Consider the following 24,120-nt stretch of genomic DNA (forward strand, 5'->3'; position numbering starts at 1 on the left):
GTTTTTGCCGATCAGGTTTTGAGTGGATGGAAGGTGGTTCAGAGTTTGCGAAAGCCGTCCACGAGTTCCTCCATATCCCTCGGTACCGGCGCCTCGAACCTCATCGTTAAATGGGTGGTCGGATGCCGAAATTCAAGGAGGCGGGCGTGCAATGCCTGTCGCGGAAATGCCTTCACCCGGCCTTTCAGCGGCTCGGGCAGCCGGTTCGCCTTGGTGCGAAAGGCCTGGCCATAATCGGGATCGCCGACGACCGGATGGCCGATATGAGCCATGTGGACGCGGATCTGATGGGTGCGGCCGGTCTCGAGTCGGCATTCGACCAGGCTTGCCGTGGCAAATTCCTTTTGCAGCTCGCCGAAGCGCTCGACCACGGTGAAATGGGTGACAGCGTGGCGGGCATCGTCGCGGTCCTCCGGCACCACGGCACGGCGCACGCGGTCGGCGGCGCGGCCGAGCGGCTCGTCGACCGTGCCTGTCGGTCTCGTCGGTATGCCCCAGACCAGCGCAAGATAGGCGCGTTTGAGATCGCCGGTCAGGCCATGGTCGGCAAAGGCCTCCGACAACGACTTGTGGGCGCGATCGGTCTTGGCGACGACCATGACGCCGCTGGTCTCCTTGTCCAGGCGATGGACGATGCCCGGCCGCCGCACACCGCCGATGCCGGAAAGACTGTCGCCGCAATGGTGGATCAGCGCGTTGACCAGCGTGCCGGTCCAGTTGCCGGCGCCGGGATGGACGACCAGCCCCGGCGGCTTGTTGATGACGATCAACTCATTGTCCTCATGGAGGACGTCGAGCGCGATGTTCTCGCCTTGCGGCTCCGCCGGCTCCGGCTCCGGCATGTCGACCGACACGCGGTCACCGGCCGCCATCTTGCGCTTCGTCTCGTTGACCGGCTGGCCGCCGACCTTGACCGCGCCCTGTCTGATCAGCATCTGCACGCGGCTGCGCGACATGTCCGGACCGAGCTTGCCGGCCAGCCATTGGTCGAGGCGCTGGCCGGCCGCATCGGGACCGGCTTCCAGCACTATTGATCCCCCGTTTGGCGACCCCCCGCCTGGCGATCCGTCCTCCATTAATCCATCCTCTATCAATATGGGGGCCTCTTCGTTATGAGCGCTCATAGAAAATCGTTCCGGAATGTTTTGCCATGGCTGCTGCCGACGAAGACGAGGAAAAGCCGCTCGACCCCGAAGTTGAAAAGGTGCGCAAGAAGCTCGTCCGCTTCGTCGCCATCAATCTCGGCCTGCTGTTCATCGCCCTTATGGTGGTGATCGCAGCCCTTGTCTACAAAACGCGCACCGCGCCGCCGGCCAGCTCGCCGCCCAATAATCCATCACTTGCCGACGACATCCAAGCGCCATCAGGCGAGCCGCTGACCGGCGACATCGTGCTGCCGGTCGGCGCCAAGGTCATCAGCCAGTCGCTTGCCGGCAACCGCGTCTCCATCGATGCGGAGCTTGCCGACGGCAGCCGTGCCATTTTTGTCTACGACATCACTGAGCGCCGTATCATCGGTCGCTTTTCGATCCGCAACAAATGACTGGTTTCGCCGAAAATCGCCGCGTCGCGACCGTCACTCTTGTCGTCGCGAATTACGATGAGGCGATCGCCTGGTATGTCGACAGGCTGGGCTTTCTGCTCATCGAGGACGTCGATCTTGGCGGTGGCAAGCGCTGGGTCACGGTGGCGCCGGCAAACGGACAAGGCGCGAGGCTGCTGCTGGCCGAAGCGGCCGATGATGCGCAAAGGGATAGCATCGGCAACCAGACCGGCGGCCGCGTCTTTTTGTTTCTTGAAACCGACGATTTTGTCCGCGACCATGCGGCAATGCTCGCAAAGGGCGTCGAATTCCGAGAGGCGCCCCACCACGAGGCCTATGGCACGGTGGCGGTTTTCGCCGATCTCCACGGAAATCTCTGGGACCTGATCGAACCAAAACGATAGGATTGCAACGGATAGTTTCCCGGCACCATCGACTGTCCGAAGCCCAGTTGCTTTTTCCCAGCCGTCAGCCTATATCGCCGGTTCTTGAACGCGCCCATCGTCTAGCGGTCAGGACACCGCCCTCTCACGGCGGGAACAGGGGTTCGATTCCCCTTGGGCGTACCAAGAATTTCAAGCACTTAGCTGGCCGACAAGTTTTTTATCCAACGTTTGCGGAATTCGATTTTTCCAGAACCTGGTAGTTGGCGCTCTTTCCCATGTAGATTTGTCATAGCGCCGATTCTTTCCAGCACGTGTCAGCGAGTCGCACAGATGGACCGTAGTCAGTTGACTATATCGCCTAGCAGCGATCATCACAGGGCATTGGTGGCGCTCAATCAAACGCTCTTGCAGACGGTGAAGGAAGTCACCGGAAAGACCGCTCCTTGGGTGCCCTGGGGAACGACCGGGCCGGTGCTGCCGCGGTCACACTGAAAGCACGTTGCCCGCTTACCGCAATTGCGGCATCCTCTCTGCCACGAAGAGTGCAGCGCGCGTTTTGGGCGAACCTGGAAAAACCAATATGGCAGCAGATAAACCGACCCGGCCCACAACGGGTCGAGTAGCAGTAGCCCTCGGCGCGGCGGGATTTGTTGCCATTACCGTCAGCCTTATCGTCGGGCTATTTTCGATATACGGCCACGACGCCTGGTGGGTCGGTCCAATCGGCACCGGTGTAGCCATCTGGTTGGGAAATATGGCCTACCATCGGGTGAAGGACGGGGCGTAGGGCCTACCCATTGGGCCTCCACCAATTGGGATGCGGACCGTAGCAAACCGCCCCCTTTGTGCAGCGGTCATTCGCCGCTTCTGGCGCAGCGCGGCCGATTGAATTAGCATCGCCTCATCAAGCCTGTGGGCCGGCCGAGCATATCCGGTGCCAATAGAGCGCGGTGGATGCGACGTCGAACCCGTTCGGCACAGAGGCGGGAAACCTTGGGAGAGGGCCAAATGCAGAAACTGCAATCGCAGGGCGTCCATCACATCACGCTGGTCGGTGCCGGGCGTCAGACCTCCATCGACTTCTGGGAAGGCGTGCTTGGCATGCCTTTCATCTTCGAGCAGCCCAATCTCGACAAGGCCAGCGAAAGCCACCTCTATTTCGATCCGGGCGACGGCCGGCTGATCACCATCTTCAGCGACGAGAGCCGCACGCCGGTCAAACGGCGCACGCCGACAGATACGGGCTGCGTCCACCACATCGCCTTTGCGGTGTCGCGCGTCACCTTCCTGCAGGCGGTCGCCCGGCTCGACGAGCGCGGCATCAAGCACAGCGGCGTCAAGGATCGCGGCTTTATGGATTCGATCTATTTCGAGGATCCGCTCGGCCTGCTGATCGAGCTCGCCTCCTACCGTTTCGAGCCGCCAGCGGGCTTCACTCATGCCGACGTGCTGATGCAGGCGCACAAGATTCGCGTTGCGCGCGGCGACTATGCAATAGCCGAAGTGCATCTTGCCGACGCGATCCAGGCGCTCGTCGAGCACTCCCGCGCGACCTTGTCGGAGGACCGCACGCCGAAAAATCCATACTGACGACAGGCCAAACAAGGGAGGACACAATGGCAAAGATGACAACGAAGAGTGCGAAGAGGCCGGCCGCCAAGACCGCTACGAAACCAGCTGCCAAGGCCGCGACAAAGCCTGCAGTCAAGGCGGCGAAAGCTTCCGCCAAGCCGGCAGCGAAAGCCGCCGCAAAACCTGCAGCCAAGGCATCCGCGAAATCCGCGCGGAAGACCAAGGCGAAATCAGGAAAGAAGCCCGCGCTGACGCTCAGCATGCTGAAGCCGAGCGTCAACAATATGAGCGTTCGGGTGTTTGCACGCGCGGCCGGGCTCGATCATTCCGAGACCGACGTATGGGGCCACACGCGCTCGCCTGAATACATGGCGCGAAACCCAGCCCATCTCACCCCGATGATCGAGGACAAGGACTTGCCGAGAGGCGTGCTGTGGGAAAGCTGCGCCATTATGCAGTATCTCGCCAACAAGCATGGGCTGGACAAATTATATCCCAAGGCGCCGGCCAAGCGGGCAATGATCGACAGCGCCATGTTCTATCTGATCGGCACGCTCTACCCCTATGTGGCGCGCGCCACCTATCCTGCGCTGAACTTCCCGCAATATGCCGGCGAGGTCGGTTACAGCGACGCCGACCCCAACAGGAAGTCGGAAGCCCAGAAGGCCGCGGCGGCCGCAATTGCCGAGCCGCTGGAGGTCTTTCACAGCTTCTTCAGGAACAGCAAGCCGTTCATCGGCGGCAAGAACCCGTCGATCGCCGACATCCGCCTGGCGGCGACGCTCGAATTCCTGGCCGTCATCGACTACGCGCTGCCCCAGTGGGCAAAAGACTACATGGCGGCGATCGAGAAGAAGCTCGGCAAGGCCTACGCCGAGCCGGCCGCCGACGTGCGCGGCTATATCGCCTATGTGAAGTCGCAGGCCGGGGCGTGAAGCTTTCGCTCTAACGGTCTTGGTTGCCCAGGCCGACCTAAACCGAGACCGAAGGCCCGCCGCCTTTTACGGGACGTAAGAATGTTTGAAGCGTCGACGACGAAGCGACGGTTGACCTGGCGGCAGCGGTCCTGATGATCGGGCCTGCGCGGGTGGCGTCCATGGAAGGGACTGTATATGACCCGCAAACTACCCTTATTCGCCGCGTTCGGTCTGGCGCTTGCTGCCCTGGCGGCGTGTGACCAAACTCAATCGGCAGGAACGCAGGCGACGACCGCTGGCCAATTGCCGCCACCTCCAGCCGACACGATGACGCCGGCACCCGCAACCCCGCCGCCAGCTCAGACCGCCCCTGTTCAGTAGCAGATCGTAGTTCAAAAAATAGAACCCTCGCCCGAGGCGGGGGTTCGCTTTCGGCATCGCGGTCGCAAATCGGCGCGGGCTGATTGATGTTGCGCTTGTCGTTCAGGGGCCGAATATCACGAGCTCGGTGAACGTCAGATCTCCGAGCGAGGGTGGTCTGGGGCCCTTGAAGTACTTCAGCCCTCTGTTGGGGCGGTACCACCCGAACAGACCTGCAATCGGTTCCTTGGCGTCGACGACGCAAAGCAGGATGCCGCTTCGCCAGAGAAAGCGTCCGATGGCACCGGCGCACCGGCTCAAATCTGCGAGAGAGCGGCAATAGACAATCTGATAGGATGGGATAAGACCGCGCAATATCCGGCGCGGCATCAATACGAAAGGAAACACTGCTCCGTCGCAAATGCAAATCAATGACAGGCAGCCCAGCGCGGAGTGTTCCGAGAGTATGTATCTCTCACTGTCGGACAGCATCGCCATTTCCGCAAGATCGGGACGAGCTTCGAGCACGCGACATGACCGCGGCACCGAACTAAAAGCCGGCAAGAAGGCAAATTGTCCGCTGGAAAAGAGGCGAAAGCCGAGCGCCAAATTGTGCTTTAATGTAGCAGGCGCCGGCGAAACGTTCGTGTAGGTCACGTCTTTTTGCTTGAGAATCGTCGTAATCAGCTTGATGGCATAGGGGCGGAATTCTTCGTCGACGGACCAGCTCGAAAGGTTGCAGCGGATTTCATCGCCTACCTGCCTGCGATAGCGGGTATAAAGGGTCAGCACGACGCCGACGATCCGACCAGTCTCCTCCAAAGCAAAGCCGTATTGTTGGCATTCGGCGATAGCAGGCCGCTGCGACAATCGGGTCAGCGCTTGTATCCAGTAACTCCGGTCACGCTCCGGAAAGCCCCGGCACAGGCAGTCGACTACTCCTTCCCAATCGGCTTCGCGAATTGGTCGACAGCGAACGCCGGGAGGGAGAGCGCCAAGTACGGCCATAATAAACCCCAGAACACGATCGTTACTTGGATATGCTTCACATGCTAACACATTGGTGTACAACGATTAATAATATGTGCCGCATTTAAAGAGGACTTTCCGCACTCATCACCAAAACGCAGATCAGATTTGCCATGACGCGCAGATGAGCAGATCCGGTCGGTTAAGGATTCGTTAACCAAATCCCTATCTACTGATTGGCAATTCACCTCCAATTCGTGACCACGGATGTACTGGCGCGGTCGAGGTGGAAAGGAAAGGTCGGCCATGTGCCGGCCTTTTTGTTTCGTTTCCCGGGAAGCTGCGGCCTGACATTCGCGATTGTCGTCTGGCGTCAAGCCTTCAAAACATCCGGCCTTGCTGTGCGGGCAAGGCGGAGGGACGAGGACTTGCAATGAAACGCACGGCAGGACTGTTGGTGATTGCCGGCTCGATATTGGCAGGCGCCAGCTGTCAATCGAATGCCGCATCGCTGAACACCATGGACGATGTCGGGGTTGCGATCCACGTGTGCTGGACCCCGCCGGCGAATGCCGGGAATTCAACCGTCACATTGAGTTTGGGTTTCAAGCGCAACGGCACGCTGATCGGCCCGCCAGGCCGACTGCCATCAATGTGACCGACGACGCGAAGGCGCGGCAATCCTTTGTCGATGCAGCGATCGCCGCCCTGGAACGCTGCTTGCCGCTTAGCTTTTCGCCGGCGCTCGCCCAAGGGATCGCAGGCAGCGTCTTCACCCTGCAATTCGGCTCGCCCAAACAGTAGCCGGGCGTCATCCCAGGCAAAGCCCCGGTCGTTACCCGGCGGGCCATTCGGCCAAGCGTCGCTAGGCGGCGTCACCTCAAGCGATCGGACGGTTCCCGGTTCACGAGATGTCAGTGTTGGGCGCGTCTCGCATTGACATGGCGTGCCAATTCCGGCGTCTCGAAGACGTAGTCGCTCCAGGCCGATTCCGGAATCTGGCCGGCCAGATAACATTCCAGCAAAAGACTTTGCTCAGGACCGAGAGGTCTCGGCGCGCGCTCATGGTCCAGTCCCAGCGAGTGAAACAGATTTCTGGTCAGGCCCGAGACAGTGAAGTGAATCGACATGTGCGGTCTCCTTTTGACCATCCAGCGCGTGACCTAAAAATCGGGATCAACCTTCGCTACGCTGCCCTTCGGTTTGGCAAGGTCCATGAACCAAACCAACGTCACAGCGTCCTTTCTGCGTCCAAAGAGACGCGCGGCGCCGCAAAAGGGACGCGCGGCGCTGCAATGGCTGTTTAACGGCGAAGGCGGGATAAGGTTTCAACGTGGCGGCCGGTAACCCTGGATTGTCGGGGCACCGGATCGATCGGGCAGCCCGAAACCCACAAGTCGGTCTATGCGATCGCGTGCGCGTCTGACCGAACCGCTGGGTCAGGTGCGCAGCAACGTCTGAGGACGGATATTTTGGCTGCCACCGTTTGAATGCCGGCCGGCTATTCGCAGACCATGCGGACCCGTTTTCCGGGTTGGCTGACGTTCCTGCAGGTGAGCGGTTTTGTCGGCTCGGATGACGGCATCGGCGGATCGTTGGAAATCCTCCGGGTGTGCCTTCTCGGCGCCACGGGAGTCTTGATACCGGGGGCCGTCGCTCTTTTCGGCGTTTCGGGCGCCACAGGAAAGACATCGGTCTGCAGCAACTGCGGCTGTTCGGCTTGCGCCTGCTGCGGCGGCCTGTCCCAGAACCGCCGGACATCGAGCGGCCTTGGAATGACGACGGTTCCGTCGTAGCTGCGCGAGCAGCCGCTCCCGAACAGCAGCATCGGGCACAGGATAAAAGGCAGGATCCGTCCCAACATCGGCAACACCCTTGCGGGATTTATAACGCGGCTTCGGCTCTGCCGACAACCGTCGGAATACACCGCGGGCAAGGCTAGCGCATGACCCGGAGAATCGGAATCGATTTCGCTGGGGATCATGGGCAAAATCAAAGTGCCGCAATGTCCCTAGACTAGCGCGACCGGAGGCGGGCATGGACGATTGCCTGCCCAAGCCCATCAGCCCCAGGGCCTTGCTCGAAAAGGTCGAGCGCTGGCTCGGCGCGGACGGAGAAATCCAGCGCAACGCGGGATTGGCATCCCCGTCAGGCCGTAGAGTTCAGCCGCGATTCGGCGACGCGTTGCGAGCAAGACTATGGTGCGATCGCACCATACCAAAGCGTGCGTCCGGTTGGGACAATAAGCGCATTCGAGTTCCGCCCCTCCGGTTACGGGCGGGAGCAAGCGACCGCCGGCAAGAAGCAGGGTCAGATTTACCCCAACGGACCTGTTTCGGCGATGGCGCGGCCATGACCTCCTTGGCCGCATGCAACGCGCTCCCGCCCGGATTTTCTTTTTCGGCGCCAATTGTCTCGCCTGTCGAGGGCAAATGCCGGCAGGAAATCGCGCAAGCTGCTGATTCCAGCGGCAAACCACGGCTGTGCCGGCGAGACCCGCGGCGCTTCCATTTCGACACGGCAATGCGGCGTTACCGGGCTGACATCAAACTGTCATGTGACTGTAATAATCGGGGGCTATTGGCCTCAGCGGGCGCCGCAGGAATGGCGCCGAGAGACCATTTTCCGAACAGGAGCAGGCCACATGAAGAAATTCCTCCTTACGGCGTCGGCCGCGGCGCTTGCGCTCGCCGCGTCGGCTGGTTATGCCGCCGCGCGCGACCAGATTCAAATCGTCGGTTCGTCCACAGTGTTCCCTTTCACGACGGCTGTCGCCGAAAAGCTCGGCCAGGGCGGAAAGATCAAGACCCCGGTCGTCGAATCGACTGGCACCGGCGGCGGCATGAAGCTGTTTTGCCAGGGCGTCGGCGAAAATACCCCTGACTTCACCAATGCCTCGCGCGCCATCAAGGACAGCGAACTTGAAACCTGCAAGGCAAACGGCGTGACGCCGGTCGAGATCAAGGTCGGCTTCGACGGCATCGTACTCGCCAACTCGAAGGCAGGGGCTGTCGTTGATCTGACCAAGGAACAGGTTTTCAAGGCGCTCGCCAAGAACGTCGCTGTTGACGGAAAGGTCGTCCCCAATCCCTACAAGAACTGGTCGGATGTCGACGCGTCGCTTCCCGCGACAAAGATCGAGGTGCTTGGCCCGCCGCCCACGTCTGGCACGCGCGATGCGTTCGTTGAACTCGTCATGGATGCAGCCTGCCAGGAAGAAGTGAAGGCGGCTAATGAAAAGGGCTGCGGCGAAATCCGCGAAGACGGCGCTTTTGTCGAGGCCGGCGAAAACGACAATCTGATCGTCCAGAAGCTGGAAGCCAACGCCAATGCCTTCGGCATCTTTGGTTTCTCGTTCCTTGACCAGAACGCCGACAAGCTCCAGGGCCACAAGGTCGACGGCGTCGAGCCGACCTTCGAGAACATCGCATCCGGCGATTACGGCGTTTCCCGCTCGCTCTACATCTATGCCAAGAAAGAGCATGTCGGCGTCATCCCCGGCATGCAGGAGTTCATCGCCGAGTACACCTCGGACGGCGCATGGGGTCCTGATGGTTATCTGGCCGACAAGGGCCTGATCCCGCTGCCGGACGCCGAGCGCGCCAAGTGGGCCGAAAACGCCAAGGCCCTGAAGGGCATGGGCTCTTGATGTTTCGGGGTCCGGGCGTATATCCGCTCTGACCCCTCATGCTCTAAAAGCCCAAAGCGCGGGACCAAAGGTCCCGTGCTTTGAGCCGGTGAATGACCGGCGGTCGAGGGGACGTCCTGAATGGTCGGTTATCTCGTTGTTCTACTGTTAATTGTGGCCGCTGCGGCCTATTGGATCGGCCGGACACGCGCAATTGCCAGTGTCAATGGCGACGTCGCGCGATTGCATTCGCTGCCTGGCCAACATGGCATGTTTCTGGCGCTTTTTGCTGCCGGTCCCGCGCTGCTTACGATCGTGTTGTGGTCGCTGGTGACGCCGGGAATTGAATCGTCGATCATTGCCGACCGCTTCTCCTCCGAGTTGTCGGGAATGGGCGTTCCGCAGGTCGAAGCTTTCATCCGCGACGCTCGCGCGATGGCCTTTGGCGGGCTTGTCGGCTTCGCCGATCCGACGAAAGAGGCAGCCGCGGCCGTCTACAAATCGATCCATACAACCAGCACCTGGATCATCTGGGCCGTCGCGCTCGTGCTTTCCGCGTCCGGATTTTACTGGGCCTATTCGCGTATCGCACAGGCCTACCGGGCGCGCCACGTGGTCGAGCGCGTTCTTCGCGCATTCTTGATCGCCTGTTCGGTGGTCGCGATCCTGACGACGATCGGCATCGTCCTGTCGCTTATCTTCGAATCCTTGCGGTTCTTCCAACAGGTGCCGTTCTATAAGTTCCTGTTCGGCACGCATTGGTCGCCGCAGAGCGCCTTCACCGGCGCCGGAACGGAAGCCGGGGCGGTCAACCAGGATATTTTTGGCATGGTGCCGCTCTTTGCCGGCACGTTGCTCATCACCTTCATCGCCATGCTGGTGGCCGCACCTATCGGGCTGATGGCTGCGATTTACCTTTCGGATTACGCCTCCAAAAGCGTCCGCGCGGTGGCAAAGCCGGTACTGGAAATCCTCGCCGGTATCCCGACCGTCGTTTACGGCTTCTTCGCCGCGCTGACAGTTGCGCCCTACTTCCGCGGTATGGGCGAAAGCCTGGGCCTCAACGTCGCGTCCGAATCGGCGCTCGCCGCGGGCGTGGTCATGGGTATCATGATCATTCCCTTCGTTTCCTCGCTTTCCGATGATGTGATCAATGCCGTTCCGCAATCCCTGCGAGACGGTTCCGCCGGCCTCGGCGCGACCAAGTCGGAAACCATCCGCAAGGTGGTCCTTCCCGCTGCCCTTCCGGGCATCGTTTCGGCGATGCTGCTCGCCGTCAGCCGCGCAATTGGTGAAACAATGATCGTGGTCATGGCGGCGGGCCTGGCGGCAAACCTCACGGCCAACCCGCTCGAAGCGGTCACCACCGTGACGGTGCAGATCGTGACGCTGCTTGTAGGCGATCAGGAGTTCGACAGCGCCAAGACGCTTGCAGCCTTCGCACTCGGCCTGGTGCTGTTCTGCATCACGCTTACCCTCAACATCGTCGCTTTGCGCGTCGTCCAGAAATACCGAGAGCAATATGACTGATGCGATCGCGTCATTCGGCGCCGGCCGGCGGCCGGTCAGCGTTCATACCGACGATGCCGCGAAGGCGCGGCTGAAGGGTCGTTACCGCACTGAAACGTGGTTCAAATGGCTTGGCGCCGCAGCCGTCGCGTTGGCCGGCTTATTCCTTGTGCTGCTCCTGTCGACGATCGTCACGCAGGCGATCCCGGCGCTGCGGCAGAACTATCTGACGCTGCCGATCGATCTTTCGGCGGCCAAGGTCGACCCGGCGAAACTCGACGCCGCCAACTACGACGCCATCGCCCAGGAAGCGCTTACGGCAAAATTTCCTGATGTGACGAGCCGTCAGGACAAGCGCCTGCTGCGCGGACTGATTTCCACCGGCACAGGCGTCTTCCTGCGCAAAGATATTGCGGCTGATCCGGCGATGCTCGGAGGAACGGTGGACTATGCGGTTCCACTTGACGATTTTGCCGACCTTTATCTCAAGGGGTTGCTTGCCGACGTCGGTTCGGACGAAGCGATTTCGACAAGCGTCACCCCTTCGGAAACCAGCGGCGACATCGATCTGACCTTCGGCGACGACGCCATGCTGACGCTGGCGCGTGGCAATGGTGCGACCGAGGGCGAAAACGGTATGCTCACGCTGACGAGCGGTGCGTCGTCGCTGCTGGTCGCGTTCAATGGCGGTACGGTCAAGCTGACCGCGCTGTCGCCTGGGGCCAACGGGACGGCGGTCGCAAAGGGCACGGTGATCGAGGCGCTGGACAGCACGGCGCCCGCCGCGAGCGGCCAGGCATTCCTGCGCGTCATCGACACGCCGGAAGAATCGCGAAAGATTTCCGACAAGATGATCGTCTGGCTCGACACGCTGAAGAGCGCCGGCCTGATCGAAAGCCGGTTCAACTCGATCTTCTTCTTCACCGGCGCAAGCCGCGAGCCGGAACTGGCCGGTGTCTGGGGCGCGGTCGTCGGATCGTTCCTGACCATGATCGTTACGCTCGCCATCGCCTTCCCCATCGGCGTTTCGGCGGCGATCTATCTTGAGGAATTTGCCCCCAAGAACCGGCTGACGACGATCATCGAAGTGAATATCAACAATCTGGCGGCGGTGCCTTCGATCGTCTTCGGCCTGCTTGGACTTGCCGTATTCCTGAATTTCTTCGGCATGCCGCGCTCAGCCCCGGTGGTCGGCGGCATGGTGCTGGCGCTGATGACCCTGCCGATCATCATTATCGCCTCGCGCGCTTCGTTGCGCGCCGTGCCGCCGTCGATCCGCGAGGCGGCGCTCGGCATCGGAGCGTCCAAGGTCCAGACCGTATTCCATCACGTCCTGCCGCTGGCGATGCCGGGGATCATGACCGGCACCATCCTCGGAATGGCGCATGCGCTGGGCGAAACCGCGCCGTTGCTGATGATCGGCATGGTCGCCTTCATCGTCGACATTCCCGGCGGCTTCACCGATCCCGCGACGATCCTGCCGGTGCAGATATTCATGTGGGCGGATTTCCCGGAAGCTGGATTCCAGCAGAAGACTTCGGCGGCGATTTTGATTTTGCTGCTGTTTTTGGTCATCATGAACGCCATCGCGGTGATACTGCGCAGGCGCTTCGAGCGGCGCTGGTAAGGAGTAGAGGATATGAACATCATGACGGAAGCTGGCGTCGAACAGAAACTGAGCAGCGGAACCAATGCCCCTTCGATCAAGATGAAGGGCGAAAAGGTCTCTGTTCATTACGGCGAGAAGCGAGCTCTGTTCGATGTGGATATCGATGTCCGCGAGAACCAGGTGACGGCGTTGATCGGCCCATCGGGCTGTGGCAAGTCGACCTTCCTGCGGTGCCTGAACCGAATGAACGACACCATCGATATCGCGCGGGTGAGCGGCAAGATCACGCTCGACGGCGAAGATGTCTACGACCCGAAGATCGATGTCGTCGAACTGCGAGCCCGCGTCGGCATGGTATTCCAGAAGCCGAACCCGTTTCCGAAGTCGATCTATGAAAACGTCGCCTACGGTCCGCGCATTCACGGCCTGGCCAGGAGCAAGGCCGAGTTGGACGGCATCGTTGAATCGAGCCTGAAGAAGGCCGGCCTGTTCAACGAGGTCAAGGATCGCCTGCTCGAGTCGGGTACCGGTCTCTCCGGCGGACAGCAGCAGCGCCTGTGCATCGCGCGCGCCATCGCCGTATCGCCGGAAGTGATCCTGATGGACGAGCCCTGTTCGGCGCTCGATCCGATCGCCACCGCCCGCGTCGAGGAACTGATTGACGAACTGCGCCAGAACTACACGATCGTCATCGTCACCCATTCGATGCAGCAGGCAGCGCGCGTGTCGCAACGCACGGCGATGTTCCATCTCGGCTATCTGGTCGAGGAGGGCGCGACCGACAAGATGTTCACCAACCCCGACGACAAGCGCACCCAGGACTACATCACCGGCCGGTTCGGCTGAGCGGTCCGGCGGCGAATTTCGAACACGAGGACAGTATCATGGGTGAACACACCGTCGCATCTTTCGACGAGGAACTGGAGCACATCGACAGGCTGATCCGCGATATGGACGAGCTCGCCGCCGCGATGGTCGCAGCCTCGATCCGCGCGTTGCTTGCATCAGACAATGCGATGGCGCAGCGCGTCGTCTCGGACGACGCCATCATGGATGCGCGGCAGCGCGAACTCGACGATAGTGCGATCACGCTGATCGCCAAGCGGCAGCCGATGGCGCAAGATCTGCGCGCCGTGGTTGGCGCAATCCGCATGGCCGGCGATCTCGAGCGCATCGGCGACCTGGCCAAGAACATAGCCAAGCGGGTCAGCGCAGTCGGGCAGAGCGCCACGCCGCGTAATCTCTCGCACGGTATCGACGCGATGGCGGATCTCGTTCTTGTGCAGCTCCGCGGCGTGGTCGAGCACTATGTGTCGCGCAATGCCGGCGCGTTGAAAGAACTGCGCGCCGACGACCAGAAGATCGACGTGAAATACACGGCGGTTTTTCGCGAACTCCTGACCTACATGATGGAGGATCCGCGCAACATCACCGCCTGCACGCATCTTCTGTTCTGCGCCAAGAATCTCGAGCGTATCGGCGATCACGTCACCAACATCGCCGAAAACGCCTACTATGTCGTGACCGGGCAGCAATTGCCGGCGGATCGCCCGAAGCTCGACGAAACGACGATGTCGGCGCCGGCGACATGACGGGGGTGACCGGTCGATGATCGCGCCACGCATCATGGTGGTGGAGGACGAAGAGCCGCTGGGCGTCCTCCTCCGCTACAATCTGGAATCCGAAGGCTATCAGGTCGAGGTGGTGACGCGCGGCGACGAGGCCGAAATCCGGCTGCAGGAAAACGTGCCCGATCTTCTGGTGCTCGACTGGATGGTGCCGGCGGTTTCCGGCATCGAGCTTTGCCGACGCCTTCGGATGCGCCCCGAAACCGAGCGGCTGCCGATCATCATGCTGACCGCACGCGGCGAGGAGAGCGACCGGGTGCGCGGCCTCTCGACAGGGGCCGACGACTACCTGGTCAAGCCGTTCTCGACACCGGAATTCATGGCCAGGATCAAGGCGCTGCTGCGCCGCGCCAAGCCCGAAGTGCTGTCCAGCGTGCTGAAGGTCGGCGACATCATGCTCGATCGCGAATCGCACAGGGTCTATCGCAAGAAGAGCGAGATCCGGCTCGGGCCGACCGAATTCCGGCTGCTCGAATTCATGATGCGGCACCCAGGTCGGGTCTTCTCGCGCAGCCAGTTGCTCGATAATGTCTGGGGCGAGACGATCTACATCGACGAGCGCACGGTGGACGTCCATGTCGGCCGGTTGCGCAAGGCGGTCAACAATGGTCGCATGCCCGACGTCATCCGCACCATCCGCGGTGCGGGCTATGCGATCAGGGAAGACTAGCTGATATTCAGGTGATGCCGGCCTGCGACCGGCGATTTCCTGCGCTTCCGGTACGTACCCAAAAGTACGCTCCGTTCCGGTTCTCGGAACTCACCCAGTCTGGTCGGCTCGCGCCCGTCTTCGAGCCCGGCGCGGCCTGACCTGAATCTCAACACATCCCCAAGTCGCATTCCGCCTTTGTTCCTTGCCTTCGGACTCAGGCCACGTCCTTCCTGATCGTGCCGGACTTCCCTTGCGCGCCCGGCGCGAAAATCTCCTGGTCGACGAAGCTCAGCGCCCGCAAGGCGCAGCCTTCGCGGATCAGCGGCAGCTCGTTCGTCTCGGTGTCGAAGGAAATCGAACCCGAATGCTGGCCGCCGGCGGTCTGGGCGATGGCCTCGCGCAGGGCCGGTTCGATCAGGTCGAAGGCGGCAGCGCTGGCGCCGACCATGGCGACCGGCGCCGGATCGATCAGCGCGAACAGGCTGCCAAGCCCGAAGCCGAGCGCTTCGCCGGCCTTGCGGTAGGCTTCGCGCTCCGGTCCGTCCGTCTGACGCGCCCGGGCCGCCAGTGCCTGCATCTCGGCGTCGCTGACATCGGCGACCGGCTCTGCGTTCTCGCTCAATTGCCTTGCGTTGCGCCAGATGGCGTAGTTGCCGGCATAGGCCTCGACGCAGCCGCGCCGCCCGCAGCGGCAAAGCGCGCCGCCCGGCCGATGAATCATGTGGCCGAATTCGCCGCCCGAGGAATGGGTGCCGGTGAACAGTTCGCCCTTCAGCACCAGCCCCATACCGATGCCGTGCGAGAGCAGGATGGCGATGAAATCGTCGCGGTAGCGATCCGGGTCGCGCCAGCGCAGCGCCACGGCCATCATGTTGCAGTCGTTCTCCATGATGGCCGGGATGCCGAACTCGCGTTCCAGAATGTCGGCGAAGGCGATGTTCGTCTGCGGCGTGATCGGCGACCACAACATGGCGCGCGCATGCGAATCGGTGATGCCCTGGATCGCCAGCGCGATGCGGGCGACGCTTTGGACGTCGAGGTCGGGGTCTTCGATCCGGCGCCGCACGATGGCGACACATTCGTCGATCAGCTCGTCGCGCGACATGGTCAGCGTGTCCAGCCGGCGCTGTTCCTCGGCGACGACCTGTCCGGCATAATCGATGACAGCGACCGACAGGAAATTCAGCGACAACACGACCGCCAATACCGCAGCGGCTTCCGGATTGAGGCTGAGGCCGACCTGCGGTCGGCCGCGTTTCATCGAAACGGTCTCGCTCGCCTTGCTCTCGGTCAGGATGCCTTCCTGGATCAGGTCGGAAGAGATCGCCGATATGGTCGAATGGCTGAGGCCGGTGGTTGCGGCGATCTCGGTCCGCGACGGCTGGCCGGCCCGGCGTACCGCAGAAATCACCATCGCCCGGTTACGCCGGCGCAAATCGTCATGACGGATTCCAACCGACATTCTTTTGCTTCCTCCCTATTGCCGCGGCCGCTCATGAATCGGAGGCCGTCGGTAATGTCCGACAAATAGTGGCAGAAGCAGCGGACCCTGTCATTATTTATTCCGAGGCTCGAAATAAGTCGGCAGGGACATCAAAATCCATCGGAATTGATGTTGACAGCGCTTCGCGGTTGGACCAGTATTTTTTCGAGCCTCGAAAAAATAGGGGCCTTTGTGCCGGCCTTCGGGCCAGTTGGTCGCGCCGTACGCGGCGCAGGGAGGAAAATCATGAAGAGATTCGCAGCCGCCATGCTGGCGGGGGTCGCCATGTCGCTGACGCTCGCGTCGGTCGCACAGGCCAAGGACAAGGTCATTGGCGTTTCGTGGTCGAACTTCCAGGAAGAGCGCTGGAAGACCGACGAAGCCGCCATGAAGTCGGCGATTGAGGCCGCCGGCGACAAGTATATTTCCGCCGATGCACAGTCCAATCCCGGCAAGCAGCTGACCGACGTCGAGAGCCTGATCTCGCAGGGTGCCAACGCGCTGATCATCCTTGCGCAGGATGCCTCGGCCATCGGGCCGGCGGTGCAGAAGGCGCTGGACGAAGGCATTCCGGTCGTCGGCTATGACCGGCTGATCGAGAACAAGGACGTGTTCTATCTGACCTTCGACAACCAGGAAGTCGGCCGCATGCAGGCCCGCGAAGTGTTCAAGGTGGCGCCGGAAGGCAATTACGTCTTCATCAAGGGCTCGGGCGCCGATCCGAATGCCGATTTTCTGTTCGCCGGCTCCATGGAAGTGCTCAAGGACGCGATCGACAGCGGCAAGATCAAGAATGTCGGCGAGGCCTATACGGACGGCTGGCTTCCCGCCAACGCTCAGAAGAACATGGAACAGTTCCTGACCGCCAACGACAACAAGGTCGATGCCGTGGTTGCTGCCAATGACGGCACCGCCGGTGGCGTCGTCGCGGCGCTGACGGCGCAAGGCTTGGCCGGATCCGTGCCGGTGTCGGGCCAGGACGGCGACTATGCCGCGCTGAACCGTATCGCGCTCGGCACGCAGACCGTATCGGTGTGGAAAGACGCGCGCGAGCTCGGCAAGAACGCTGCCGAGATCGCCTCGCAGCTGGCCGACGGCAAGCAGATGACAGACATTGCGGACGTCAAGGACTTCACCACGCCGGGCGGCAATGTCGTCAAGTCGCTGTTCCTGACGCCGATTGCCATCACCAAGGACAATCTCAACGTCGTCATCGACGCGGGCTGGATCAAGAAGGAAGAGGTCTGCGCCGGCGTGGCAGCGGGCACTGTCCCGGTCTGCAACTGATCCGGCCTTCGCAAGAAGCCTGAAACGCCGCGGCTTCACGCCGCGGCGTTTTTTCAGAAAGAATTGTTTTTCCGCTTCTCGCGGCTAACTTCCAAGCTGCTTCCGGCATCCGCGGCAGACGGCAACCCGGTGGGAGGACATCATGACCGACGCGACTTCCAACACGCCGGCCGCCGATACAGCTGCCGATCGGGCGCGTGAATCCGAGCTCAGCCCCGTCGGCCGCTTCCTCAAGGCAACCGAGCTCGACATACGCATGCTCGGCATGGTCGGCGCGCTGCTGGTCATCTGGGTTGGAATCCACATCCTGTCGGGCGGGCTCTTCCTTACGCCGCGCAATCTCTGGAACCTGTCGGTGCAGACCTCCTCGGTCGCGATCATGGCGACCGGCATGGTGCTGGTCATCGTGATGCGCAACATCGATCTTTCGGTCGGCTCCGTCGAAGGTGTGATCGGCATGGTGATGGGCGTCGCGCAGGCCGAATTCCTCATCCGGGTCATGGGCTTCCAGCTTGGAAATCCCTGGATATGGATCATCGCACTGGCTGCCGGCGTAGCGCTCGGCCTCATGATCGGCGCGCTCCAGGGCTTCATCATCGCCTATCTCGAGGTTCCGGCCTTCATCGTGACGCTGGGCGGCCTGCTGATCTGGCGCGGCATGGCGTGGCTGATGACGAGCGGGCGCACCGTCGCGCCGCTCGACGCCACATTCCAGCTCATGGGTGGCGGGCCGCGTGGCTCGATCGGGGCAACCGCAAGCTGGATCGTCGGCATTCTCGCCTGTGTGGCCGTCGCCTTGATGCTGCTCAACGGCCGGTCACAGCGCAAGCGGTTCAAATTCCCGCTGCGCCCGGTCTGGGCGGAGAGCTTGCTTGGTGTTGTCGCCTGCGCCGCCATCCTTGGCGCCGTCTGGATCGCCAATTCCTACCCCTGGCCGATCGGCATCGTTCGCCAGTACGCTCAGCGGACCGGCATCACTGTTCCCGAAGGCGGCCTGTTCATCGCCCATGGCATCGCCATACCGGTGCTGATCGCGGTCGCAGTCGGCATCGTCATGACCTTCATCACCAGGCGCACCCGTTTCGGCCGCTATGTCTTCGCCATTGGCGGCAATCCGGAAGCGGCCGAACTCGCCGGCATCAACACGCGCTGGGTGACCATGAAGGTGTTCATGATCATGGGCGTGCTGGCCGCGATCAGCGCGGCGATTGCGTCGGCCCGCCTCAATGCCTCGACCAATGCGCTGGGTACGCTGGACGAGCTCTTGGTCATCGCGGCTGCGGTCATTGGCGGTACGTCGCTGGCCGGCGGCTCCGGCACGGTGCTCGGCGCGATGCTGGGCGCACTTCTGATGCAGTCGCTGCAGTCCGGCATGGTGTTGCTCGGCATCGATTCACCGCTTCAGAGCGTCGTCGTCGGCGCCGTCCTGGTCGTCGCCGTTTGGCTCGACACCGTCTACCGCAAGCGGGTCTGAGCATGATCCCGAGCCGAAGCGCCGCGTCAGCGAAAATTGGACGCCGGTTTCGACAAGACCGTGCTCAAGCAAAAACCATAGGGAGGAACGATCATGGCTGACACAACTGCGCCCACGCCACTGATCGATATGCGCAACATTTCGATTGCCTTTGGCGGCATCCGTGCTGTCGACGATGCGTCGATCGACCTTTTCCCGGGCGAGGTCGTGGCACTGCTTGGCCACAACGGCGCCGGCAAGTCGACGCTGATCAAGATCCTGTCCGGCGCCTACAAGCGCGATTCGGGCCAGATCTTCGTCAATGGCGAAGAGGCTTCGATCGCCAATCCGCGCGACGCCAAGAAATACGGCATCGAGACGATCTACCAGACGCTGGCGCTCGCCGACAATGTCGACGCCGCCGCCAATCTCTTCCTCGGACGCGAGCTGATGACCGGCTGGGGCACGCTGGACGACGGCGCCATGGAGGCCGAGGCGCGCAAGGTGATGGGCAGGCTCAATCCCCGTTTCCAGCGCTTCAAGGAGCCGGTGGTCAAGCTTTCGGGCGGCCAGCGGCAGTCGGTGGCAATCGCGCGCGCCATCCTGTTCAACGCCCGCATCCTGATCATGGATGAGCCGACGGCGGCACTGGGGCCGCAGGAAACGGCACAGGTCGGCGAACTGGTCATGCAGCTCAAGGCCGACGGCATCGGCATCTTCCTGATCAGCCACGACATCCACGATGTGTTCGAGCTTGCCGACCGCGTCTGCGTGATGAAGAATGGTCGGGTCGTCGGCACGGCGCGCACCAGCGACGTGACCCAGGACGAGGTGCTCGGCATGATCATTTTGGGCAAGTGCCCGCCCGGTGCCATTCCGGGCCCAGGTGCACTGAAGATCGCCGCCTGAAGCGTCAAATACCTGTCATGTGATATGCCAGTCGTCATGATGGTTTGGCCGCGCCATTGTGTTGCCACGGGGACTTGCCCATAAGATGGGGAACCATGGGCCGCAGCAGCAACTTGAAGAAGTTCTTCCCGATCGTCGCTTTCATCGCCGTCGCGCTGATCAGCCTGACGATGGCGGGATTCGCCTATTTCGCCACGCAGGAAGCGGCGCGCATCAAGTTCGAGGCGACGGCGGACGATGCGCTCAACCGGATCGATAGCCGCATCGACCTGCATCTGTCGCTGCTGCGATCGACCCATGCGCTGTTCGAGGCGCGCAGTGGTGGCATTTCGCGGGGCGAGTTCAAGGCGTTCTTCGAAGCGCTTGGTATCAACGACAATTTTACCGGCCTGCGCGGTATCGGCTTTCTCCGGCTGGTGAGAGCCGGCGACGAGGCAGCTGTCGAGCGTGCCATCCTGCACGACTATGGCGCCAGCGATGCGATCTATCCGGCTACGACAACGCTGCCATGGCGTACGCCCATCACGCTATTCGAGCCGCTGGATCCTTCCAATCAGTCCAGCATCGGCTACGACATGTTCACCGAACCGGTGCGGCGCGAGGCGATCGAAAGGGCGATGGCCGACAACCAGCAGCACGCGAGCGGGCGCGTGCAGCTAGGCCAGGAAACAGGTGCTGCGCAGACCTTCACCGGCTTCCTGGTCTTCGTGCGGCTCAACGTCGAAACCGCCCAGGACGGCATCGATGCGTCCAGATCCTCGACATCAGGCTTTCTTTATGCGGCCTTCCGCGCCCGCGATCTGTTCCAGACCGCGCTGAGCCGAACGCCGCTGCTGCCGGTGAACATCGAAATCTATGACGGCAAGGTGGATGCCGACCATCTTTTGTTCCAGTCGGAAACGCCGCCGGCGTCGAGCTTCGGTGACAGGCTGGTGGTTTCTCGCGAGATCACCATCGCCGGACGTCCATGGACCGTCCTGTTCAGACCGACAAGCGCATTCTCGCAACCCTCCTCGCGCGCCATTCCGGTGATGCTCGGCCTGTTCGGGCTGCTGCTTGCGGGAACCATCGCGCTGGTGGCCCGCTATCAGGAACGGGCCTATGACGCGGTCTCGCTGCTTCATGAAACGACGGAAAAAAGCCTGCTCGAAAAAGACCTGATGCTGCAGGAGATGAAGCACCGCATCAAGAACTCGATTACGCGGGTGCTGGCGATCGCGCGCCAGACGGCGTCGCACGCCACCGACGTCCACGAGTTCTCGTCCTCTTTTTCGGCCCGGCTGCAAGCGATGGCGGCTTCCCAGGACATGCTGACGCGCTCGCGCTGGCAGAAGGCCGATCTCGGCGATCTCTTGCGCATCGAACTTGGCCAGGTGTTCGGCAAGGAGCTTCCCGAGGGGATATTGTCGGGGCCAGAGGTGTTGCTCGACGAGACGACGACGCAAGCGCTCGGCCTGACCTTTCATGAACTGGCAACGAACGCGCTGAAATATGGCGAAACCGGCAATTCGGTCAATGCTAGAACGGGCGAGTGGTCACTCAAGGTCGACTGGTCGGTCGAGGGCCGCAGGAGCGACCGGACGCTGGTCCTCAACTGGCGCGAAGCCGGCCAGAAGAAGCTCGAACCACCTGTCAAAACCGGTTTTGGCACCAAGCTGATCGATCTGAACGTCACGCGCGAATTGCGCGGTACGATCAATCGCGATTTTCACGATGGCGGGTTGAGCGTGGAAATCAGGATTCCACTGTCGGACTGAAACGCTGCCGCAAACCGACCGTTTTCGAAGGCGCAAGTAAACAGAGACCGGCTCGTCCGGTCTCCGCTTCTATTGCTTCATGCGTTTGAAACGGATCAACAGCGAGCCGTAAACAGACGGCCACGGTTGTCGCGGTACTGGCAATAGCCATTGCGCAGGTTGCGCACCAGCAGGCCGGTACCGGCACCGATGGCTGCGCCGACGAGCGCACCCTTGCCGCCATCAATCAGGCCGCCGGCCAGAGCGCCGACACCGGCGCCGACGGCGACATCCTTCTCAGTGGTGCTGCAACCGCTGACTGCGATCACGGCAACCATGGCAATAATCATCTTCCGCATAGGGTCACTCCTCGCCTTTTTGTCCTCACTTGTAGCTCTACCCGTCATGTATCATGCGAAAAAGCGTTTTGCCTGCTCGATTTCATTGTTGGCTAAGGGAATCTTTTTCGGGGCGCGCGCCGTTCGAGGCAACCTCAAGATCGGAAATCTCCACGGACGCGTCGAGCGTGCCGTCCGGACGCACATTCCAGACGATCTGGTCGTAATCATCCTCAAGTGCCGGATCGACGGAAAGGCATTTGGCAATTATGCGCGGAGCCTGACCCTGCAAATCGCTCAAGGCAAAGGGCCGCGCGGCGGTGCATTCCTGAGCGGTTTCGAAAACGCTCACCGATACGGGCAGTTCGCGACACTCGGTCATCGCGTTCGAACAGCCAATGACCAGCAACACGGCAGCGATGTGTTCCATGGCGACGGTCCTCCGGCCATAAGAACGGGCCACATCCGTCAAAGTTCCTGCCATGCAGGCTGGCGCGACTGATTGGAGAACAGGTCGACATGAGGCAAGCACAAGCCGCCGGCCACTTTGGGCCCGACGCTTTAAATTGTATTTATGCATGTCGTTATCGCAAAACCGCTGCACACCCTCGGGTCAGGCCCGAGGGAATGCTTTTGCGCGACATGCATTAGATCAACTGGAACGCGGCGACCAGGACGACCACTGCAGCCAGCCCGATCGCGGCGACGCCGGGGGTCGGGAGGGAAGTACGGGGCGACGGCATCGCGGATGCTTCGAGATCCTGAAACCCGCCCATCGAAACGCGCGCGGCCTGTTCCAGCCTGTTGATGTCGGCAACCGTCAAAGCCATTCCTCCCGTACTGCGCAGCAACTGCGATCGAAAACCTCATGGAGCGGTGTCTGGGAAAAACAGCATCGGACTTTATGGTGAACAGATGGTTAAGCCGGCGCGGCCGGTATCGATCCCCAGCCCTCTTGGCCCCGGCTGCTGTCCGTTCAATCCGTCTCGAAATTGCCGCGAGGAACGACAAGACGATATTCGAGGCGGTCCCCGGTGATTTCAAGTGTCGCCGTACCGTTCAACGACGCAGGCACGACGCGCTCCAGCGCGACGCTGCCAAAGCGCTTCTCACTGGGCTGATTGTCATTGGCTCCGATGGCTTCGGCCCATGTCAGCGACAGTGCGGTCTCGCCAGCGGAAGCGGCCGTCAGATCGGCCGTCACCTCGACGAATCCGTCGGCTCGCGACAGAGCGCCGTAGCTGACCGAATTGACGGCAAGCTCGTGCATGGCCAAGCCGATATGCAGGGCGGCATTGGGGTTGAGGTAGGGATTTGCACCCTGGAAACGCAAGCTGCGCACAGGGTCGGCTCCATAGCGGCCGACCTGGCCGGACACCAGTTCGCGTAGTGCCGCTCCCCGCCAGTTCGACGAGGTCACCAGGTCCTGGGATGAGGCAAGCGACTGCAGCCGGCCGCGAAAGCGTGTCAGGAAATCACCGAGCGTGTCCGAATAACGGCTGGTCTGGGTGGCGATGCTCTGGATGATTGCCAAAAGGTTCTTTGAGCGGTGGCTGACCTCGCGCAGCAGCGTCTTCAGGGTCTGCTCGCGACGTTTCTGCTCGGTCGTTTCGACCATGGTGGTGACGACGCCCTGCACGGCGCCGCCGTCGTCGTGATCCGCGTCTACCCATATTTGGAACCAGCGAACGCCATCGTCGGCGGGAATGCTGAGCTCAAGATGTTCCGGATTGCCGGATGCGACGACATTGCGTTTGGCCGCACCGATACGCTCCGCCTGCGTCAGCGGCAGGATGCCGTTGCTGTCGGTCGTATCGGAAGCCCATGGCGGGCGCATGTTGCGGGCCCAGACGGTTTTCATCTCGCGATCCTGATAGAGAACCGAAATGCCGGCATTGTGCAGCGCATGGAGAAGGGCCCGGCCAAGCTGCATTCCACTCTCAGCGGACTGCAAAGCGATGATCTCATCGCTCCGTCCGCTGTCTTTCATGTCTCCGGCTCTGGGTTGCATTGTTCAGTTCACCCGCCCAATGCAGGCTGAACGGCTGACGGAAAAATGGGTTCCCAAAAGAGGTCCGCCGAGCGACGTCCGGTAAGGACTCCGCCCGGCGGTAGCTGGAAACCGCTTGAGGGGTGCGGCT

At 61.7% G+C, this 24,120-nt stretch carries 24 protein-coding genes and 1 tRNA gene; 16 read left to right on the plus strand and 9 right to left on the minus strand.

Annotated elements, in window-relative coordinates; translation table 11 throughout:
• Positions 1–38: 38 nt before the first annotated feature.
• Complete coding sequence (locus AC0L3L_RS05370; protein ID WP_473636818.1) at positions 39–1,124, minus strand: RluA family pseudouridine synthase; 1,086 nt, start codon at positions 1,122–1,124, stop codon at positions 39–41.
• Positions 1,125–1,150: 26 nt separating this feature from the next.
• Here AC0L3L_RS05370 and AC0L3L_RS05375 point away from each other — a divergent pair, with 26 nt between their 5' ends.
• The 5 genes from AC0L3L_RS05375 (at position 1,151) to AC0L3L_RS05395 (ending at position 4,436) form a co-directional block, all read left to right on the plus strand.
• Positions 1,151–1,543: a fimbrial protein gene (locus AC0L3L_RS05375; protein WP_473636819.1), complete on the plus strand. Its 393-nt coding sequence runs from the start codon at positions 1,151–1,153 to the stop codon at positions 1,541–1,543.
• Complete coding sequence (locus AC0L3L_RS05380) at positions 1,540–1,947, plus strand: VOC family protein (protein ID WP_473636820.1); 408 nt, start codon at positions 1,540–1,542, stop codon at positions 1,945–1,947. Before AC0L3L_RS05375 ends, AC0L3L_RS05380 begins: the two co-directional genes overlap by 4 nt.
• Before the next feature lie 90 nt (positions 1,948–2,037).
• A tRNA-Glu gene (locus AC0L3L_RS05385) sits at positions 2,038–2,112 on the plus strand.
• Positions 2,113–2,937: 825 nt separating this feature from the next.
• A complete protein-coding gene (locus AC0L3L_RS05390) occupies positions 2,938–3,519 on the plus strand; it encodes a VOC family protein (protein WP_473486940.1) in 582 nt (193 codons plus the stop codon).
• Between the two features lie 26 nt (positions 3,520–3,545).
• Positions 3,546–4,436: a glutathione S-transferase family protein gene (locus tag AC0L3L_RS05395; protein WP_473636821.1), complete on the plus strand. Its 891-nt coding sequence runs from the start codon at positions 3,546–3,548 to the stop codon at positions 4,434–4,436.
• Positions 4,437–4,901: 465 nt separating this feature from the next.
• Here AC0L3L_RS05395 and AC0L3L_RS05400 read toward each other — a convergent pair whose 3' ends face one another.
• A complete protein-coding gene (locus AC0L3L_RS05400) occupies positions 4,902–5,786 on the minus strand; it encodes a hypothetical protein (protein WP_473636822.1) in 885 nt (294 codons plus the stop codon).
• Between the two features lie 510 nt (positions 5,787–6,296).
• On the opposite strand from AC0L3L_RS05400, the gene AC0L3L_RS05405 reads away from it, so the two are divergent.
• Positions 6,297–6,551 carry a hypothetical protein gene (locus AC0L3L_RS05405; RefSeq protein ID WP_473486937.1) on the plus strand — a complete coding sequence of 85 codons (255 nt, stop codon included), beginning with the start codon at positions 6,297–6,299 and terminating at the stop codon, positions 6,549–6,551.
• Positions 6,552–6,661: 110 nt separating this feature from the next.
• Here AC0L3L_RS05405 and AC0L3L_RS05410 read toward each other — a convergent pair whose 3' ends face one another.
• On the minus strand, positions 6,662–6,877 hold the full coding sequence (locus tag AC0L3L_RS05410; protein ID WP_473547281.1) for a hypothetical protein: 216 nt from the start codon (positions 6,875–6,877) through the stop codon (positions 6,662–6,664).
• Positions 6,878–7,248: 371 nt separating this feature from the next.
• Positions 7,249–7,611 carry a hypothetical protein gene (locus AC0L3L_RS05415; protein ID WP_473636823.1) on the minus strand — a complete coding sequence of 121 codons (363 nt, stop codon included), beginning with the start codon at positions 7,609–7,611 and terminating at the stop codon, positions 7,249–7,251.
• A gap of 780 nt (positions 7,612–8,391) precedes the next feature.
• Between AC0L3L_RS05415 and AC0L3L_RS05420 the strand changes: the two genes are divergently transcribed.
• From AC0L3L_RS05420 to phoB, 6 genes are all read left to right on the plus strand, one after another.
• Positions 8,392–9,396 carry a PstS family phosphate ABC transporter substrate-binding protein gene (locus AC0L3L_RS05420; protein WP_473636824.1) on the plus strand — a complete coding sequence of 335 codons (1,005 nt, stop codon included), beginning with the start codon at positions 8,392–8,394 and terminating at the stop codon, positions 9,394–9,396.
• A 120-nt stretch (positions 9,397–9,516) separates the two neighbouring features.
• Complete coding sequence (gene pstC / locus AC0L3L_RS05425) at positions 9,517–10,905, plus strand: phosphate ABC transporter permease subunit PstC (RefSeq protein ID WP_473636825.1); 1,389 nt, start codon at positions 9,517–9,519, stop codon at positions 10,903–10,905.
• The gene (gene pstA, locus AC0L3L_RS05430; protein WP_473636826.1) at positions 10,898–12,511 is read left to right on the plus strand and encodes a phosphate ABC transporter permease PstA; all 1,614 of its coding nucleotides are present in this window, start codon (positions 10,898–10,900) and stop codon (positions 12,509–12,511) included. Before pstC ends, pstA begins: the two co-directional genes overlap by 8 nt.
• Positions 12,512–12,523: 12 nt before the next feature.
• Positions 12,524–13,339: a phosphate ABC transporter ATP-binding protein PstB gene (gene pstB / locus AC0L3L_RS05435; RefSeq protein WP_077373276.1), complete on the plus strand. Its 816-nt coding sequence runs from the start codon at positions 12,524–12,526 to the stop codon at positions 13,337–13,339.
• Between the two features lie 38 nt (positions 13,340–13,377).
• Positions 13,378–14,085: a phosphate signaling complex protein PhoU gene (gene phoU / locus AC0L3L_RS05440; protein ID WP_123150226.1), complete on the plus strand. Its 708-nt coding sequence runs from the start codon at positions 13,378–13,380 to the stop codon at positions 14,083–14,085.
• A 16-nt stretch (positions 14,086–14,101) separates the two neighbouring features.
• Complete coding sequence (phoB, locus tag AC0L3L_RS05445) at positions 14,102–14,791, plus strand: phosphate regulon transcriptional regulator PhoB (protein WP_123150227.1); 690 nt, start codon at positions 14,102–14,104, stop codon at positions 14,789–14,791.
• A gap of 196 nt (positions 14,792–14,987) precedes the next feature.
• Here the strand turns inward: phoB and AC0L3L_RS05450 are convergent, their stop codons facing one another.
• A complete protein-coding gene (locus tag AC0L3L_RS05450; protein WP_473636827.1) occupies positions 14,988–16,235 on the minus strand; it encodes an ROK family protein in 1,248 nt (415 codons plus the stop codon).
• A 267-nt stretch (positions 16,236–16,502) separates the two neighbouring features.
• On the opposite strand from AC0L3L_RS05450, the gene xylF reads away from it, so the two are divergent.
• From xylF to AC0L3L_RS05470, 4 genes are all read left to right on the plus strand, one after another.
• On the plus strand, positions 16,503–17,543 hold the full coding sequence (xylF, locus tag AC0L3L_RS05455; protein WP_473636828.1) for a D-xylose ABC transporter substrate-binding protein: 1,041 nt from the start codon (positions 16,503–16,505) through the stop codon (positions 17,541–17,543).
• Positions 17,544–17,685: 142 nt separating this feature from the next.
• A complete protein-coding gene (locus AC0L3L_RS05460; protein WP_473636829.1) occupies positions 17,686–19,017 on the plus strand; it encodes a sugar ABC transporter permease in 1,332 nt (443 codons plus the stop codon).
• A gap of 93 nt (positions 19,018–19,110) precedes the next feature.
• A complete protein-coding gene (locus AC0L3L_RS05465; protein WP_128175415.1) occupies positions 19,111–19,905 on the plus strand; it encodes an ATP-binding cassette domain-containing protein in 795 nt (264 codons plus the stop codon).
• A 113-nt stretch (positions 19,906–20,018) separates the two neighbouring features.
• A complete protein-coding gene (locus AC0L3L_RS05470) occupies positions 20,019–21,662 on the plus strand; it encodes a CHASE domain-containing protein (protein ID WP_473636974.1) in 1,644 nt (547 codons plus the stop codon).
• Between the two features lie 95 nt (positions 21,663–21,757).
• On the opposite strand, the gene AC0L3L_RS05475 is transcribed toward AC0L3L_RS05470, so the two are convergent.
• From AC0L3L_RS05475 to AC0L3L_RS05490, 4 genes are all read right to left on the minus strand, one after another.
• Positions 21,758–22,000: a YMGG-like glycine zipper-containing protein gene (locus AC0L3L_RS05475; protein WP_473636830.1), complete on the minus strand. Its 243-nt coding sequence runs from the start codon at positions 21,998–22,000 to the stop codon at positions 21,758–21,760.
• Between the two features lie 82 nt (positions 22,001–22,082).
• A complete protein-coding gene (locus AC0L3L_RS05480) occupies positions 22,083–22,409 on the minus strand; it encodes a hypothetical protein (protein WP_473636831.1) in 327 nt (108 codons plus the stop codon).
• A 217-nt stretch (positions 22,410–22,626) separates the two neighbouring features.
• Positions 22,627–22,809, minus strand: coding sequence for a hypothetical protein (locus tag AC0L3L_RS05485; RefSeq protein WP_473636832.1), 183 nt, complete (start codon positions 22,807–22,809; stop codon positions 22,627–22,629).
• A gap of 146 nt (positions 22,810–22,955) precedes the next feature.
• Complete coding sequence (locus AC0L3L_RS05490; RefSeq protein ID WP_473636833.1) at positions 22,956–23,990, minus strand: sensor histidine kinase; 1,035 nt, start codon at positions 23,988–23,990, stop codon at positions 22,956–22,958.
• Positions 23,991–24,120: the final 130 nt, after the last annotated feature.

This window comes from Mesorhizobium sp. WSM4849 (genome assembly GCF_055811385.1).

Excerpts from the sequence above, each read along its gene's own strand:
- AC0L3L_RS05370 (WP_473636818.1), bottom strand. The coding sequence starts at position 1,124 with ATGAGCGCTCATAACGAAGAGGCCCCCATATTGATAGAGGATGGATTA.
- AC0L3L_RS05375 (WP_473636819.1), top strand. The coding sequence starts at position 1,151 with ATGGCTGCTGCCGACGAAGACGAGGAAAAGCCGCTCGACCCCGAAGTT.
- AC0L3L_RS05380 (WP_473636820.1), top strand. The coding sequence starts at position 1,540 with ATGACTGGTTTCGCCGAAAATCGCCGCGTCGCGACCGTCACTCTTGTC.
- AC0L3L_RS05390 (WP_473486940.1), top strand. The coding sequence starts at position 2,938 with ATGCAGAAACTGCAATCGCAGGGCGTCCATCACATCACGCTGGTCGGT.
- AC0L3L_RS05395 (WP_473636821.1), top strand. The coding sequence starts at position 3,546 with ATGGCAAAGATGACAACGAAGAGTGCGAAGAGGCCGGCCGCCAAGACC.
- AC0L3L_RS05400 (WP_473636822.1), bottom strand. The coding sequence starts at position 5,786 with ATGGCCGTACTTGGCGCTCTCCCTCCCGGCGTTCGCTGTCGACCAATT.
- AC0L3L_RS05410 (WP_473547281.1), bottom strand. The coding sequence starts at position 6,877 with ATGTCGATTCACTTCACTGTCTCGGGCCTGACCAGAAATCTGTTTCAC.
- AC0L3L_RS05415 (WP_473636823.1), bottom strand. The coding sequence starts at position 7,611 with ATGTTGGGACGGATCCTGCCTTTTATCCTGTGCCCGATGCTGCTGTTC.
- AC0L3L_RS05420 (WP_473636824.1), top strand. The coding sequence starts at position 8,392 with ATGAAGAAATTCCTCCTTACGGCGTCGGCCGCGGCGCTTGCGCTCGCC.
- pstC (WP_473636825.1), top strand. The coding sequence starts at position 9,517 with ATGGTCGGTTATCTCGTTGTTCTACTGTTAATTGTGGCCGCTGCGGCC.
- pstA (WP_473636826.1), top strand. The coding sequence starts at position 10,898 with ATGACTGATGCGATCGCGTCATTCGGCGCCGGCCGGCGGCCGGTCAGC.
- pstB (WP_077373276.1), top strand. The coding sequence starts at position 12,524 with ATGAACATCATGACGGAAGCTGGCGTCGAACAGAAACTGAGCAGCGGA.
- phoU (WP_123150226.1), top strand. The coding sequence starts at position 13,378 with ATGGGTGAACACACCGTCGCATCTTTCGACGAGGAACTGGAGCACATC.
- phoB (WP_123150227.1), top strand. The coding sequence starts at position 14,102 with ATGATCGCGCCACGCATCATGGTGGTGGAGGACGAAGAGCCGCTGGGC.
- AC0L3L_RS05450 (WP_473636827.1), bottom strand. The coding sequence starts at position 16,235 with ATGTCGGTTGGAATCCGTCATGACGATTTGCGCCGGCGTAACCGGGCG.
- xylF (WP_473636828.1), top strand. The coding sequence starts at position 16,503 with ATGAAGAGATTCGCAGCCGCCATGCTGGCGGGGGTCGCCATGTCGCTG.
- AC0L3L_RS05460 (WP_473636829.1), top strand. The coding sequence starts at position 17,686 with ATGACCGACGCGACTTCCAACACGCCGGCCGCCGATACAGCTGCCGAT.
- AC0L3L_RS05465 (WP_128175415.1), top strand. The coding sequence starts at position 19,111 with ATGGCTGACACAACTGCGCCCACGCCACTGATCGATATGCGCAACATT.
- AC0L3L_RS05475 (WP_473636830.1), bottom strand. The coding sequence starts at position 22,000 with ATGCGGAAGATGATTATTGCCATGGTTGCCGTGATCGCAGTCAGCGGT.
- AC0L3L_RS05480 (WP_473636831.1), bottom strand. The coding sequence starts at position 22,409 with ATGGAACACATCGCTGCCGTGTTGCTGGTCATTGGCTGTTCGAACGCG.
- AC0L3L_RS05485 (WP_473636832.1), bottom strand. The coding sequence starts at position 22,809 with ATGGCTTTGACGGTTGCCGACATCAACAGGCTGGAACAGGCCGCGCGC.
- AC0L3L_RS05490 (WP_473636833.1), bottom strand. The coding sequence starts at position 23,990 with ATGCAACCCAGAGCCGGAGACATGAAAGACAGCGGACGGAGCGATGAG.